We start from the raw sequence: 14678 nt of genomic DNA on the forward strand, positions 1-14678 counted from the left end.
ACCTGGACTAAAGGCGTAACACGTTTCCAATTGGACGAATATCGGAAAATCCGATATCTCGGAAATGATATTTCCGTAAAGTTTTATGTATTTACTGATTATTAATCATAAAGGAGGGATTCGGGCCCGACGCCCTGTCGCTTCGCTTTGAATTCCAATCGATACTTCGCAGATATTGGAAACAAAAAGGCCCTGACAGCGATGCCGTCAGGGCCTTACCGGAATTCAGAATCTTATCAGCCGAAAACCGGGCCCCGTGGAGCCCAGACACGTATTTGACTAAGCGCCCCAGTAGCGGACGCGACCGGTATCGACATGCACGAAGCCCGTCTTGCTGTAGATGCCGACACCACCCAGCTTCAGATTGGCGGCTTCCTGACGGATGCGGGTCAGCTGACGGCCCGGCATGGTGATGTCGATGGCCTTGCCTTCCATGTGCAGGCTCTTGGTCGCCACCCCTTCGGACCGTGACGCCAGCATGGCGTTGGTCTGCGGGCAGCGATAGCCGGAAATCACATGGAACGGCTCTTCCGTGCGCAGGCGCTGATGCAACTGGAAAAGCAGGTCCAGCAGCTTGGGATCCATCGCCCCGACTTCACCCGTACGCCAGTCGCGCAGCATATGGTTGACGTCGCGCAGGGCCGAGCGGTCATAGGAACCGTTGTTGAAATAGGTGACCTTCAGGCGCTCGTTCGTGTGCAGCGACACAAAGGAAAGCTGGCGGCGCGGCATGCTGACCGGCGCGGCATCGGCGGGATTGGTCAGGATGGCGGGGGCGGCGACAGCAGCGCCGGCGCCCAGGAACAACCCGCCCAGGCCCCGCAGGAAGCCGCGGCGGCCGGTCGGCTGTTCAAGGTTCAGGTTCAATGGGGAAAGGGGCTGGGAGTCCGGGGGCGTGTTCTGAATGGTCAGGTCGATCATGTTCGGCCGTGCCACCATGCCCCAAACTCCCCTCTCGCCGTCCGCACCCCCCGCGTCCGTTGCGCCGGGGACACTCTCTTTCCTGATTTCGTCAAATGCACCTGCGTCACAAGCAGGACACAATTGCAGTGATGGCAGATCGACCCGGCCGGTGCAAGCGGAAATCCGCCCCTGCGGCGTTTAATATCAACCCGTTTACAAGGGCTTCATCATTGCGGGACCTTGTCACCCTTGTCGGCCTTGCCCGCCGCCGCTCCACCAGGGGCCAGGCGCGCCTCCGCCTCCACCGCGTCCCATTTCACCCGAGACGCCCGCATTGCCGTCGCCAGCTTGCGGTCGCGACCATAGATGTCGGACCGGAAATTGACGGTCCCGTCATCGGCGACGAAAGCCGTGACATAGGAAATATGGATGGGGATGGGCTGTTTCAACCGGACGATGGTGCGCTGATTGGTGGCCAGCGCCTCGTCCAGGCGGGCGCGGTCCCAATCCTTGGTGCCTGTCAGGCGCAGGATCGTCTCCGCCACGTCGAACGGATGCTCCACGCGGATACAGCCATGGCTGAAGGTGCGGTTGGCGCGGTTGAACAGGTTCTTCGACGGTGTATCGTGCAGATAGACGTCGAATTCATTGGGGAACATCATCTTGATCCGGCCCAGGCTGTTCTTGTCGCCGGGCACCTGGCGCACGCGATAGCGCAGGCTGGTCATGTGGGCCCAGTCCAAGGTCCGGGGGTCGACGGGCACGGCCTGTTCCGTCCAATCGGACAATAGCTCGTATCCCTGCTTGGCCAGATAGGCAGGGTCACGCTTGGCCTTGGGGAATATCTCGTCCCGCACGATCTTGGACGGCACATGCCAGTAGGGATTGACCTCCAGATAGGTCATCCTGCGGGAAAAAACGGGGGTGCGGGTGTTGCTGGTGCCCACCACCACCCGCGCCTCATGCACGACCTGCCCCTGGTCGAAGATCGACAGCTGGAAGGCAGCCAGATTGACCAGAATATAGGACCGGCCCATATCGATGGGCATCCAGCGCCAGCGCTCCATATTCAGCGCCACCTGGGCCACGCGCTGCTCGGCCGTGATATTCAGCGCCAGCAGCGTCTGCCGACCCAGCACCCCGTCCGGCTCCAGCCCATGGCGGCCCTGGAATTTCTTCAGCGCCTCAATCGTCGCCTCGTCGAACAAGGTGGGATCGGCGGGCACGGGCGCATCAGCCGGCAACTCCCCCGTCACCCGCAGACGGGCGCGCAACGCCGGCAGCCGTTCGTCATTGCCACCGGGCTTCAGGGAAATGTCGGTGACCGGGACAGACTTCCACCCACCCGCCGCCGCCAGTTCACGATATTGCTGCAAGGCCGCCTTCAGGCGCTGATATTCCGACCGGTGCGGCGGCAATGCCGCCAGCTCCGCCCCCGGATCGGGCACAGCCGCCAGCCGGCTCAGCAGGGTCAGGACGTCGATCTCGCGCTTTTCCACGTAAAGCTCGCTGTCGATCGCCATGGGGGCCAGCCGGCCTGTGGCCAGATCCCGCCCGTAATCCAGGGCGCCGTGCGACAGCAGCACCTCCAATTCCGCCAGGGCATCGGGGCTGTCACCGCGTTCCATCAGATTGGTGATGCGGGTCACGCCATAATCGGCGGGGTTCAGCCCTTCCTGCCCTGCCTTCTGCAGGGCGGCCAGCAGCAATCCGGCCCGCGCCGCCGGCTTGCCCTGTTCCAGCCAGGCCGGTGCAAATTTGCGCTTCTCATAGAACCGGCCCAAGGTCAGCAGGTCCTGGCTGTCCCGGTCGGTTTCCGGGGTGTCCACCCCGATATTCAGGCGCTGTTGCAGGGCCGTGGCGAAATCCTTGGCGGCAACAGGGGACAGGGTGGAGAAAACCAGCAGTCCAACCAGAAACCCGACACGCAGGCAGGAACGCCACAAGACAGAACTGACCATGATCTCCGCACCAGCTGGACATCCCGGCCGCAGGGTATCATTCGCCGGCACGATTGGGATAGGTGTGCGGGCGGCTGTCCGGCATGTGCCAGGGGGACAACAAAAAGCCCCGCCAGGGGGACCCGGGCAGGGCTTTCGTATCAGGATGGCCGGCGGATTCAGCGCGTCGGGCGCGGGGTCGGGCCGGAATAGTCATAGAAGCCGCGGCCGACCTTGCGGCCCAGCCAGCCTGCCTCGACATATTTCACCATCAGCGGGCAGGGACGGTACTTGCTGTCGGCCAGGCCTTCATACAGCACCTGCATGATGGACAGACACGTATCCAGACCGATGAAATCCGCCAGTTCCAGCGGGCCCATCGGGTGATTGGCGCCCAGCTTCATGGCCGTGTCGATGGCCTCGACCCCGCCCACACCCTCATACAGGGTATAGACGGCTTCGTTGATCATCGGCAGCAGGATGCGGTTGACGATGAAGGCCGGGAAATCCTCGGCGATGGCCGCCGTCTTGCCCAGCTTGACCGTCAGCGCCTTGATCAGCTGGAAGGTTTCATCATCGGTGGCGATGCCGCGGATGATCTCCACCAGCTGCATCACCGGCACCGGATTCATGAAATGCATGCCGATGAATTTTTCGGGCCGGTCGGTGGAGGCGGCCAGCCGGGTGATGCTGATCGAACTGGTGTTGGTGGCAATGATCGCCGTGGGCGACAGGTTGGGCACCAGCGCCTTCAGGATCAGGCGCTTGACGTCTTCCGACTCGGTCGCCGCCTCGATCACCAGGTCGCTGTCCTTGAACACGGACAGGTCGGTGGAGGTGGCGATGCGGGCCATGGCCGCATCCTTGTCAGCGGCCGTCAGCTTGCCCTTGGCGATCTGGCGGTCAAGGTTCTTGGCGATGCCCGCCAGCGACTTGGTCAGCTGTTCGGCATTGATGTCAGAGATCGCCACGGAAATGCCAGCCACGGCGCAGACCTGCGCGATGCCGCTGCCCATCTGACCGGCGCCGATAACGCCCACTTTCTCGATCATCGCAGTCCCCATGACGGGTTGAAACCTGGGATCAGCCCAGTGTCGCATGTCCGGGCCCGGGGCCCTACGCGACATTTGTCGTATATGATGAAGCCGGCGCCGCACGCGGACGGTTTCGCCCGCGTGCGGCCGCATGGATCACCCCAGCGCGGCGGTCAGTTCGGGGACCAGCTTGAACAGGTCGCCGACGATGCCGTAATCGGCCACCTGGAACATCGGCGCCTCTTCATCCTTGTTGATGGCGACGATGACCTTGCTGTCCTTCATGCCGGCCAGGTGCTGGATGGCGCCGCTGATGCCGACGGCGATGTACAGTTCCGGGGCCACGATCTTGCCGGTCTGGCCGACCTGGTAATCGTTGGGCACGAAACCGGCATCCACCGCCGCGCGCGACGCACCGACGGCCGCACCCAGCTTGTCGGCCAGGGCATCCAGCAACACGAAATTGTCGCCCGACTGCATGCCGCGACCGCCCGAGACGATGACGCGGGCAGAGGTCAGTTCCGGACGTTCCGACTTGGTCAGTTCGGCCGACACGAAGGTCGACAGGCCGGCGTCACCCGTGGCGGCGATGGCTTCAACCGCCCCCGCGCCGCCGGCTTCCGCCGCCGCCTCGAACGCCGTGCCGCGCACGGTGATGACCTTGATCGCGTCCGACGACTTCACCGTGGCGATGGCGTTGCCGGCATAGATCGGGCGTTCGAACGTGTCGGCATCAATGACGCCGCTGATCTCGCTGATCTGCTGCACATCCAGCAGGGCCGCCACGCGCGGGGCCAGGTTCTTGCCGAAGGTGGTGGCGGTGAACAGCACATGGCTGTAACCACCCGCCTTCACGGCGGCCACCACCAGCGGCGCGAAATTCTCGGCCAGCGGGTGGGCATATTCGGCACTGTCGGCGACCAGCGCCTTGGCCACGCCGGCGGCCTTGGAAGCGGCGGCACCCGCCTCGCCCACACCTACACCGGCGACCAGCACATGCGTCTGCCCACCGATCTTGGCGGCAGCCCCCAGCGTTGTCAGGGTCGGCTTCTTCACCGCGCCCGTCGAGGGCTCGGCAACAACCAGAATGCTCATGACATCCTCATCGAAATTCATGGCGCCACCTTGTCCCTGGCTCTACTTGCCTCCCCCGCGTAGGCGGGGTTCAGGGGCCACAGGCACCAGCGTTGTGATTATCCCCCCTGGTTCCCCGCTTTCGCGGGGAAAGCACGGGAGGAGGTGCGGCCTTCTCAGATGACGCGGGCTTCGTCGCGCAGCTTGGCGACCAGCTCTTCCACGCTGGCGACCTTCACGCCGCCCTTGCGCTTGGCCGGCTCCGTCACCTTCAGCGTGGTCAGGCGCGGGGTGATGTCCACGCCCAGCGCGTCCGGCGCCACCGTCTCGATCGGCTTCTTCTTGGCCTTCATGATGTTGGGCAGCGAGGCATAGCGCGGCTCGTTCAGGCGCAGGTCGGTGGTGACCACGGCCGGCAGCTTCAGTTCCACCGTCTCCAGACCGCCATCGATCTCACGCGTCACGGCAACCTTGCCATCGGCCGGCGCCACCTTGGACGCAAACGTGCCCTGGCCCCAGCCCAGCAGGGCGGCCAAAGCCTGGCCCGTCTGGTTGCTGTCATCGTCGATGGCCTGCTTGCCCAGGATCACCAGATCCGGGCTTTCCTTGGCCACCACGGCCTTCAGCAGCTTGGCAACGGCCAGCGGCTGCACCTCGGCGTCGGTCTGCACCAGCACCCCACGGTCGCCGCCCATGGCCAGCGCCGTGCGGATCGTCTCCTGCGCGCCCGCGGGCCCGATCGAAACGACCACGATCTCCGTCGCCTTGCCCGCTTCCTTCAACCGCACGGCCTCTTCAACCGCGATCTCGTCAAACGGGTTCATCGACATCTTCACATTCGCAAGCTCGACACCGCTATTGTCGGGCTTCACGCGGATCTTGACGTTGTAATCAACAACCCGCTTCACGGCGACCAGTACTTTCATTGGCGATCCCCTCGCATGATACCAGGCGGTGGATGGTCCCCGCCCATTCACTCCGGCATTCAGCCATTCTTCGACCGGGGCCTAAGATTGGGCAACCAAAGCCTGCCGTCCAGCCCGCAAATTCGGGCTCGGACCTTAGGATTGCTGCGCTGCACATGTCAATAGAATGCGTCCTGTAACGGAATTATGAAACTTCGTTACCGAAATCAATCATTCGACCGGCAGTCCAATCTTCCCTTTACGTAATGGGAAGATACCGCAACATCGGCGGATTTCAAGGGGATTTGCCGCATTGCCCGGGGCCTCAGCCCCGCGTCAGACCGGGCACCCACAGCACGTCGGCGGCACCCTTGTCATTCAGCCAACGGCCCAGCACGAACAAATGATCAGACAGGCGATTGATATATTTGAGGGCGGGCGCGCCAACGGCTTCGTGCAGCGCCAGTTCGGTCATGTCCCGCTCCGCCCGGCGCACCACGGTGCGGGCCTGGTGCAGATAGGCGGCGGCGGATCGGCCGCCGGGCAGGATGAAGCTGTTCAGCGGGGCCAGTTCCGCATTCATGCGGTCGATCTCGGCCTCCAGCCGGTCAACCTGGACATCAATGATGCGCAGCGGCGGGTAAGGGGGATTTTCCATTTCCGGGGTGCAGAGATCAGCCCCCAGGTCGAACAGGTCGTTCTGGATGCGGCCCAGCATGGCGTCTGCATCGGCCAGCGCGGCATCGGCCCCGACGGTCCCCGTATGCAGACGGGCGATGCCCAGGATGGCGTTGGCTTCATCCACCGTGCCATAGGCGGCAACGCGCAGCGCATGTTTGGGCACGCGGCTGCCATCGCCCAGCGAGGTCTGCCCCTGGTCACCGCCACGGGTATAGATACGGGTCAGGCGGACCATGATGGAAGCCCTCTGCTGTCGGGTGGGATCAGGAAGCCAGGAAGACCAGGGCGAACAGAACCACGGCCGCCACCTGCAGGCGGATGCGCCACCACATCAGCCGGTTGCCATATTTGGCGTTGAAGTCGCCACCGCGTGCCATGGCGAACAGCCCGATCACCAGCACACCCAGCGTGGCGATCATGGCGAGCACCATGAGAAAGATCAGGAATCCGCTCATGGACGGGAGATATAGCGCGGAAGGCCCGGCCCGCACAGGGGCAAGATGGACCAAATCGCGCCGGTCGGGACTCCACGCCCGGCATCTGTTATAGAGGCCCCGGCCGCAGTCCGCCGGAGCCCGCATGTCCGCACCCTTACCCGATGCCGCCAAGCCCCGCCGCCAGGCCGGTATCCCCTTCATTCTGGTCACCGTCTTCCTGGATGTGCTGACCTTTGGCCTAGTCATCCCCGTCGTGCCGGCCCTGGTGCGGCAATTTGCCGGGGACGAGGCATCGGCCGCCTGGTGGATGGGCATCATGATGGCCAGCTTCTCCATCATGCAGTTCGTCTTCGCGCCCATCCTGGGCGCCCTGTCGGACCGGTTCGGACGGCGGAAGATCATTCTGGCCTCTGTTGCCGGGGCCGGCATCGACCAGTTGTTCATGGCCTTTGCCCCCGGCCTGGGCTGGTTGCTGATCGCCCGCCTGATCGCCGGCCTGACGGCCGCCAACATCACGGCGGCCAATGCCTATATCGCCGATGTCAGCGGGCCGGAGAACCGGGCCAGGAATTTCGGCATGATGGGTGCTGCGTTCGGTGTGGGCTTCATCGCCGGCCCGGCCATGGGTGGGCTGCTGGGTGAAATGAGCCTGCGCCTGCCCTTCATGGTCGCAGCCGGTCTGGCGGGGGCCAATTTCCTGTACGGCCTGTTCGTCCTGCCCGAGTCGCTGGCGCCCGCCAACCGCCGCGCCTTCAGCTGGGGCCGCGCCAATCCCGTGGGCAGCCTGAAGGCGCTGACCCGGCATCCGGCCGTGGCCGGGCTGGCGGCATCGCGCACCTGCATGGTGCTGGCCTTCGGCGTCATGCAGACGGTCTGGGTGCTGTACACCACCAAGCGCTTCGGCTGGAGCGAGCTGGATAACGGCCTGTCACTGGCCGCCGTCGGTCTGGCCACGGCCATCGTGCAGGGCGGCCTGATCGGCGCCATCGTGCGACGGCTGGGCGAAGCGCGCACGGCCCTGACCGGCATTCTGCTGGAGGCGACGGCCTATGCCGGCTATGGCACCGTGGCTTCCACCATCCCCTTCTACGGCTTCATCATCGTGCATGCCATGGGCGGCATCAGTTCGCCGGCAGTGCAGAGCGTGGTGGCGCGGTCGGTGGGGGCGGATGAGCAGGGCACGGTGCAGGGCGCCTTTGCCAGCGTGCAGAGCCTGACCTTCATCCTGGCCCCGCTGATCGGGGCGGAGCTGTTCGCCCGTTTCACGGCCGACGGCGCCAGCTTCGATATCCCCGGCATGCCCTTCTATTTCGGGGCTTCCATGCTGGTCCTGGCCGGGCTGATCGCCGCCTGGGCCTTGCGCCGGGCCACCCATCCCCCCGTTACCCGACAGGCGGAGGCCGCGTGATGTTCGACCAGCCCGGCAGCAGTGGCTTCCTGCGCCACGTACGGACCTGCAACGACCATGACCTGTCCGATTTCCGGCCCTTCCATGTTGGCGGCGTCCGGGTCGGGCATGTGCGGACGCCCCTGCGCGACCTGCTGCTGAAGCTTGGCCCGGTGTTCGTGGCGGAGGGGGACGGCATCGGCCTTAATCCGTCCCTGACCGAGCCGGCGGAACGGACCCAGGCCCTGGATCTGGCCCTGCGCCCGCTGGCGGCGGCCAAGCTGCTGCCCCGTCCGCGGCAGGAGATGTACGCCGTGGCCGAAGGTTGGGGCCAGCCGGCCCTGATGAATATCGACCGCGCCTACGTGCCCTATTTCGGCGTCACCGCCTATGGGCTGCATGTGAACGGGTATGTACGCCGTCCGGACGGCCTGCATCTCTGGGTCGCCAGACGGGCCCTGGACCGGGCCGTCGCCCCCGGCCAGTATGACAATCTGGTCGCCGGCGGGCAGCCGGCCGGGTTGAGCCTGACGGAAAACCTGATCAAGGAAGCCGGCGAGGAAGCGTCGCTGCCGCCCGATCTGGCGACGAAGGCCGTGCCCGTGGGATCGATCAGCTATCTGATGGAACAGGACAAGGGGCTGAAGCCCGACATCCTGTTCCTTTATGATCTGGAACTGCCGGCCGATTTCACACCCGTGAACAGCGACGGGGAGGTGGAACGGTTTGAACTGTGGCCGCTGGACCGCGTCGCGGCCAGCGTTCGCGACAGCGACGATTGGAAATTCAACGTCAACCTGACCGTGATCGATTTCCTGATCCGGCACGGCTGGCTGACACCCGACCATCCGGAATATCTGGACCTGTGCCGGGGCCTGCGCCGCTGACGCCCTGCCGTCCCCCCCTACCCGATCAGCTTGCGCATGGGCACGAAGGGAATGACATTACCGTCAGCCAGCTTCTCGGCATGGCTGCCGGTGGCCGTGAAGCCCAGCGCCTTGTAAAGCGGCACCCCCGGCAGGGTCGCCATCAGTTCCAGGCTTCTGAATCCCTCGGCCAGGGCCGCCTGTTCAGCCGTGCGCATCATCAGGCTGGCGATGCCGCGCCGGGCAAAGGCAGGGTCGACAAAGAAGGCCCGGATCTTGGCCGCATCCACGGCCGGGTCCAGCAGTTCGGGTGACCGACCCGCCGCCTGATCCCCGCCGAACAAGGTACGCCGCCGGCTCCAGCCACCACAGGCGGCATAGCGGTCGCCGACCATGACCACAAAATAGGTGCCGTCGGCAATCAGCGTGCCGTCAATGCCGAAGATCGCCCTCAGGGAGCCGTCGATCTGGGCCGGGCTGTAATAGTCCCGGCTCAGATCCCGCACGGACCGTTCCAACAGCGCCTCCAGGGCCGGTCGATCGGCCGCACTGGCCAGACGCAGGATGGGTTCATCACTCATGGGCGGGGCGCATATCCTTCACATCCTTTGGCGTCACCGCGTCCTTGTAGCTGTTCCCGAAATGGGTCCGGACATAGTTGACGACGGCCGCCACCTGATCATCGCTGAGATAATGGAACGATGGCATGGCCCGCTGGCCGTTGACAATCATGTGGATAGGATAGGACCCGGCCTCCAGATTGGAATTGGCGGCCAGAGCCGGATAGGTGCCGGCCCCGGTTGCCCCCTTGCCATCGGGCATGTGGCAACCCTGGCAGATGGCTTTATAGAGCTGCTCGCCATTCTGATAGGCGAAGCGACGGGCATCGGCGAAGCCGCTGGTCTGCGCATCCGTGCGCTGGGCCATGGCGGTACCCGCCGCCGGCCCCAGCAGGGCCAGCGACAGGGCGAAGGCGGAAAGGATGCGGGTGCGCATCGCGTCTCTCCTTAAGGACAAGGATGGTGCCGGCCCCCGGTCGTAACGGGGGGCCGGACGCAGTTCACGAACCGGCACGCGAGAAGATCATTTCTTCGTGATGCGCTGGTGCAGACGGCTGATGGCGTCCAGCGAGGATTGCACGGCCCCTTCCTGCCAGGCCGGCAGATAGGAGACATGTTCGCCCGCCAGCACCATGCGCCCGTCGATCTTGCACAGGTTCTGGTAATGCTCGGCCCGCGTCTTCTCGGTCCAGGACCCGAAGCAACCCAGCGTCCAGGGCACCCGGTGCCAGGCCACCGCCACGCCGTTATCGAATTCCTTCAGATATTGCGGGTGAATCTGCGCGCCGAATTCCAGGCACTTCTTGATCCGGTCCTCCGGCGCCATGGCCGTGAATTCATAGGCGAACGGCCCCCAGGGATAGGCGCCCAGCAGCACGCCCTTGCCCTTGGACCCATACAGGCTGTTGGGATAGCCGATGACGGAGATGGGCAGGTCGGTATAGGTGATACCGCCATAGATCTCCTCATCCTGCTCCCAGAACCGGCGCTTGAACTGCAGGCCGACCTTGAACGCCGCTTCATAGGGAACGGCATTGATGGCCGCTTCCATCTCCGACGACACGTTCTTCTTGATCTGGGACAGGATCGACAGCGGGATGGTGCAGAAGCACCAGTCGGCCTTGGCCGTCTGGACCGCCCCGCCCTTCTGCGCATCGACATAGCTGACGGTGACGCCGCCGCCATCCTGGGCGATCTCCGTCACCTTGGCATTGTAGGTGATCTTGTCCTTCACCTTTTCAGCCAGGGCGCGCGGACCGGCATCCATGCCGCCCACGGGCTGGAACAAAGCCGTCTGGAATTCATAGCCCGAGCCCGAACCGATGGACCGCCACAAACCGGACTGCATCAGTTGGGAGAAGCCGATGGGCTGTGACGGGACCGGCATGCCATTGGGCCCGCCGCCCGGATCCTTCTCGAAACCACGGCGGTTGCTGGTCTCCGGATTGGCCGTGTAGGCATAGTTATCGTCCAGGGCGCCCCAGTCCTGCAGCGCTTCCAGCAGCTTTTCCTGGTCTTCCTTGGTGACATAGCCGTCCAGGCCGCCCTTGTGGCCCAGCTTGGCCAGCAGTTCGGCGACATGGCCGTTGAAATCGGCCAGGACGTGGCGATAACGCTGCGGCTTGCCGCCGAACGCATCCTTGGAATGGACATAGGCGTTGTAATTGATCTGGAAGAACGGCTCCAGCGGCACGCCCAGCTCGTGGTAGTAATGCAGCACGCCGCGATGATGGTAAGGAATGCGCCAGGGGCCGGGATTCAGGTACAGGTCCTTGTCGAAACCCACCTTCTGGGTGAAGCCACCCAGTTCGGTATAGGTATCGCCGCCACGCAGCGTCCAGGCGCGCCCACCCGGCCGGTCACGATATTCCAGCACCTTCACATTGTAGCCGGCCTTGCCCAATTCATAGGCCGCAACCAGCCCTGCCCAACCGGCGCCTAAGATCAGGACCGAGGTGCCCTTGGGCGCACCGGACAGGTTGGGCGGGCCCTTGAATTCCGATTCCGCCGCATAACCCAGCGAGGTCGCCGCCTGATACATGACGGAACTGCCGGCCGCTGTGCCGATCATGGCCAGCAGCTCACGCCGGGTCATCCGGCCGCGCGGGGACAAATTTGTTGTTGCAACCATCATCGCCTCTAAGGGGAGGGAAGCATCGGCACCGTCCCGCCTTCCTGCCCGCCGGGCCGGAGCGCGAATCGGAATCTGCCGGGAAACCGAAACCGGGCCGGCCCCTTCCGGTGGGCCGGCCCGGTTCATGCTCGGATACGCTTAGAAGGTCACGGTCAGGCGGACATAATAGGTGCCGCCATTGTAACCGAGCGGCGAGGTGTCAGGATAGACCTGACCCACGGCGTAACCGCCGCCCGCCAGGGCATCGACCTTGTCCGGATAATTGTCGAACAGGTTCTGCACACCAACCGCGATATTCATGTTCTCATACAGATCGTACGAGGCCTCGGCGTCGAACAGCCATTCCGACCCAAAGGTCTTGGCGTAGTTCGCCGTATCCGTCCACTTGCTGTAATAGCTGGCGCGACCGAGGATGGAGAAGGCGTCCAGCGTGTACTGTGCACTGAAATTGCCGCGATATTTCGGCAGCTGCTTTTCCAGGTCGGCCTTGCGCGTGTCGTCGATGACCGAGGCGTCACGATAGAGCACCTTGGTCTTGTTGTAGTTCATGGCCGCCGTCAGATCGACCTTGCCGTCACCGACCGGCACCGTGGTGTTGGCGACGAAGTCGATACCCTGGGTGCGGGTGTCAAACGCGTTGGTGAAGTAGTTGACGGCGCCCAGGGTGGAGGCACCGGGCACGCCCAGTGCTGCCAGCTTGACCTTGTCGGCAGCACTGGGGGTGAAGTCACCCGACAGCGCGATGCGGTCCTTCACCTTGATGTTGTAGTAGTCCAGGGTGACGTTGATATCGGCCACCTGGGCGACGATACCGCCGGCGAAGTTCGTGCTCTTTTCTTCCGACAGCGCCTTGGCGCCGAAATACTGGGCCACGGTGCTGGAAGCCGGATAGGTGCCGCGGGCGACCGGGTTGGACGAACCGGCCGGGAAATAGGTCTGCACCGAAGAGGTCTGCGACTGGCCCGGCGTCGGCGCGCGGAAGCCGGTATTGACCGAACCGCGAACAGCGAATTCGTCGGTAAAGTCGTAACGGCCGCTGACCTTCCAGTTGAAGGTCGAACCGAAATAGTCGAAATCCTCATACCGGGCGGCGGCACCCACCGTGAACTGCTCGGTCACGTCGGTTTCGGTGTCGAGATAGAAGGCGATGTTGTCGCGCTTGAACTCGCCCGAATCCTCCGGACGGAAGCCCGGATAGCCGTTGGAGCCGATGGGCATGGCCGTCAGCTGCTTGGTGACGACATCGACGAAGGACACATACTTGCCAACCGTATAGGAGGCGGTGTCGCCGGGGCCGATCTCATACAATTCGCGGCGCAGTTCGGTACCGAAGGCCACGTTCATCGGGCTGGCCAGGCCGACCTCGACCGGATAGGCCAGATCGATATTGATATTCTCTTCTTCCTGGACCAGACGACCGACATAGAATTCCGTCGGGCTGTCGGGACCCATGGACGGGTTCACGGTGTTCTTCAGGTCGTAATCGATCTGGCTGCGGCCGAAGGAGCCGCTGATATTGTAGGTCAGGCCGCTTTCCAGCTCATGCTTGAAACCGCCGACCAGCGAGGCGTCCTTCACATCGCCATAGAAGCGCGGGGTGAAGCCCAGCGGGAACCATTCGACGAAGGAGAAGCCGTTCGGATCGCCGGCCACCGGCATGACGGGGCCGTTCACGGCGTGGGTGGACGATGGCGGACGGTAATAGAAGGAGCCGTTCGACTTGGAATGGCCGTAATTGCCGAACAGATAGATCGACTGCGTGTCGGTCAGGTCAATGCCGGAATTGAAGAAGACGCGCTTGGCCTCGGCATCCGGGTCACCCCAGTTCATGGCCAGGTCCTTCTTCGCGGTGGGCGCGCGCGGATCCTGGACACCACGGTTGGTCGGGTCGCCCTGCGTATATTCGGCCGACAGGTTGAAGAAGCCGTTGGGGCCCAGCGGCAGGCCGACATTGGCGGCCGCCTTCATATTGTCGCCGTCGCCTTCATAGGTGGAACCATATTGCAGCTGGGCCGAGCCGCCTTCCGACGCGTTCTTCAGCTGGAAATTCACCACACCGGCGATGGCGTCGGAACCATACTGGGCGGCGGCACCGTCGCGCAGCACTTCCACCTGCTTGATGGCGATGGACGGGATCTGCGACAGGTCGGACGCCTGGGCGCCGGCGGCCAGCGCACCACCCGACAGCTGCACCAGGGCCGAGCGGTGGCGACGCTTGCCATTGACCAGCACCAGCGTCTGGTCGGGCGGCAGGCCGCGCAGCGTCGGCGGACGCACGAAGGTGGAACCGTCGGAAATGCCGTTACGGCTGACATTGAAGGACGGCACCAGGGTACGCAGAATGTCGTTGGTGTCCGTATAGGCCTGCTTTTCCAGGTCACCCGCCCCCAGCACGTCGATCGGCGCCAGGCTTTCGGTCGCGGTGCGGTTTGCGACGCGCGTACCGGTCACGATGATCTCTTCAATCTCGGCGGTTTCGGCGGCGGCCGGCATCGCCATCAGCGGCAGCAGGCTGGTCGTGCACAGAATGCCCAGAGCGGCTTTGCGCGCGAAAGCGCGGATGGCCGGCTTGCTGTTATTTACCTGCATGAGAGGTCCCCTGTTCAACTCGGTTGTTGCTTCTCCTCCTCGGCTGCGTTTCTTCCCGGATGATGGTCCCGTTTGCCGGGAGCCTTTCTCGGGGTCCGGCCCCGCCGCCGGTTATCCGGTCGTGCGGGCCTCCGGCCCCTGTTCCGCCATCCGTCCCTACCCGAAAGC

The 14678-nt window shown here is 64.1% G+C and carries 13 protein-coding genes; 2 read left to right on the forward strand and 11 right to left on the reverse strand.

Translation table 11 applies throughout. From position 1 onward, the window contains the following. Positions 1 to 279: 279 nt before the first annotated feature. From mepK to ACODTW_RS11685, 7 genes are all read right to left on the reverse strand, one after another. Complete coding sequence (gene mepK, locus ACODTW_RS11655; protein ID WP_488946172.1) at positions 280 to 939, reverse strand: peptidoglycan L,D-endopeptidase MepK; 660 nt, start codon at positions 937 to 939, stop codon at positions 280 to 282. A gap of 191 nt (positions 940 to 1130) precedes the next feature. Next, entirely contained in the window at positions 1131 to 2864 is a 1734-nt protein-coding gene (locus ACODTW_RS11660; RefSeq protein WP_488946173.1) for a L,D-transpeptidase family protein, read from the reverse strand. A gap of 158 nt (positions 2865 to 3022) precedes the next feature. Next, the gene (locus ACODTW_RS11665; RefSeq protein WP_488946174.1) at positions 3023 to 3895 is read right to left on the reverse strand and encodes a 3-hydroxybutyryl-CoA dehydrogenase; all 873 of its coding nucleotides are present in this window, start codon (positions 3893 to 3895) and stop codon (positions 3023 to 3025) included. A 138-nt stretch (positions 3896 to 4033) separates the two neighbouring features. Next, the gene (locus ACODTW_RS11670; protein ID WP_488946209.1) at positions 4034 to 4972 is read right to left on the reverse strand and encodes an electron transfer flavoprotein subunit alpha/FixB family protein; all 939 of its coding nucleotides are present in this window, start codon (positions 4970 to 4972) and stop codon (positions 4034 to 4036) included. Positions 4973 to 5127: 155 nt separating this feature from the next. Further along, on the reverse strand, positions 5128 to 5877 hold the full coding sequence (locus tag ACODTW_RS11675) for an electron transfer flavoprotein subunit beta/FixA family protein (protein ID WP_488946175.1): 750 nt from the start codon (positions 5875 to 5877) through the stop codon (positions 5128 to 5130). 304 nt (positions 5878 to 6181) lie between these two features. After that, complete coding sequence (locus ACODTW_RS11680; protein ID WP_488946176.1) at positions 6182 to 6772, reverse strand: cob(I)yrinic acid a,c-diamide adenosyltransferase; 591 nt, start codon at positions 6770 to 6772, stop codon at positions 6182 to 6184. Between the two features lie 28 nt (positions 6773 to 6800). Further along, the gene (locus ACODTW_RS11685; protein ID WP_488946177.1) at positions 6801 to 6992 is read right to left on the reverse strand and encodes a twin transmembrane helix small protein; all 192 of its coding nucleotides are present in this window, start codon (positions 6990 to 6992) and stop codon (positions 6801 to 6803) included. Positions 6993 to 7116: 124 nt separating this feature from the next. Between ACODTW_RS11685 and ACODTW_RS11690 the strand changes: the two genes are divergently transcribed. Both ACODTW_RS11690 and ACODTW_RS11695 read left to right on the forward strand, forming a co-directional pair. Next, on the forward strand, positions 7117 to 8382 hold the full coding sequence (locus ACODTW_RS11690) for a TCR/Tet family MFS transporter (RefSeq protein WP_488946178.1): 1266 nt from the start codon (positions 7117 to 7119) through the stop codon (positions 8380 to 8382). Beyond that, positions 8382 to 9248, forward strand: a complete 867-nt coding sequence (locus tag ACODTW_RS11695; protein WP_488946179.1) for a DUF4743 domain-containing protein — start codon at positions 8382 to 8384, stop codon at positions 9246 to 9248. Before ACODTW_RS11690 ends, ACODTW_RS11695 begins: the two co-directional genes overlap by 1 nt. A gap of 17 nt (positions 9249 to 9265) precedes the next feature. Here ACODTW_RS11695 and ACODTW_RS11700 read toward each other — a convergent pair whose 3' ends face one another. The 4 genes from ACODTW_RS11700 to ACODTW_RS11715 form a co-directional block, all read right to left on the reverse strand. Further along, entirely contained in the window at positions 9266 to 9808 is a 543-nt protein-coding gene (locus ACODTW_RS11700; protein WP_488946181.1) for a GNAT family N-acetyltransferase, read from the reverse strand. Further along, positions 9801 to 10223: a c-type cytochrome gene (locus tag ACODTW_RS11705; protein WP_488946182.1), complete on the reverse strand. Its 423-nt coding sequence runs from the start codon at positions 10221 to 10223 to the stop codon at positions 9801 to 9803. The genes ACODTW_RS11700 and ACODTW_RS11705 overlap by 8 nt, the downstream gene beginning before the upstream one ends. Before the next feature lie 87 nt (positions 10224 to 10310). Further along, positions 10311 to 11882, reverse strand: a complete 1572-nt coding sequence (locus tag ACODTW_RS11710; RefSeq protein WP_488946184.1) for a flavin monoamine oxidase family protein — start codon at positions 11880 to 11882, stop codon at positions 10311 to 10313. Between the two features lie 177 nt (positions 11883 to 12059). Then, entirely contained in the window at positions 12060 to 14510 is a 2451-nt protein-coding gene (locus tag ACODTW_RS11715; protein ID WP_488946185.1) for a TonB-dependent receptor plug domain-containing protein, read from the reverse strand. Positions 14511 to 14678 lie beyond the last annotated feature (168 nt).

This window comes from Niveispirillum sp. FG148, from assembly GCF_057809655.1.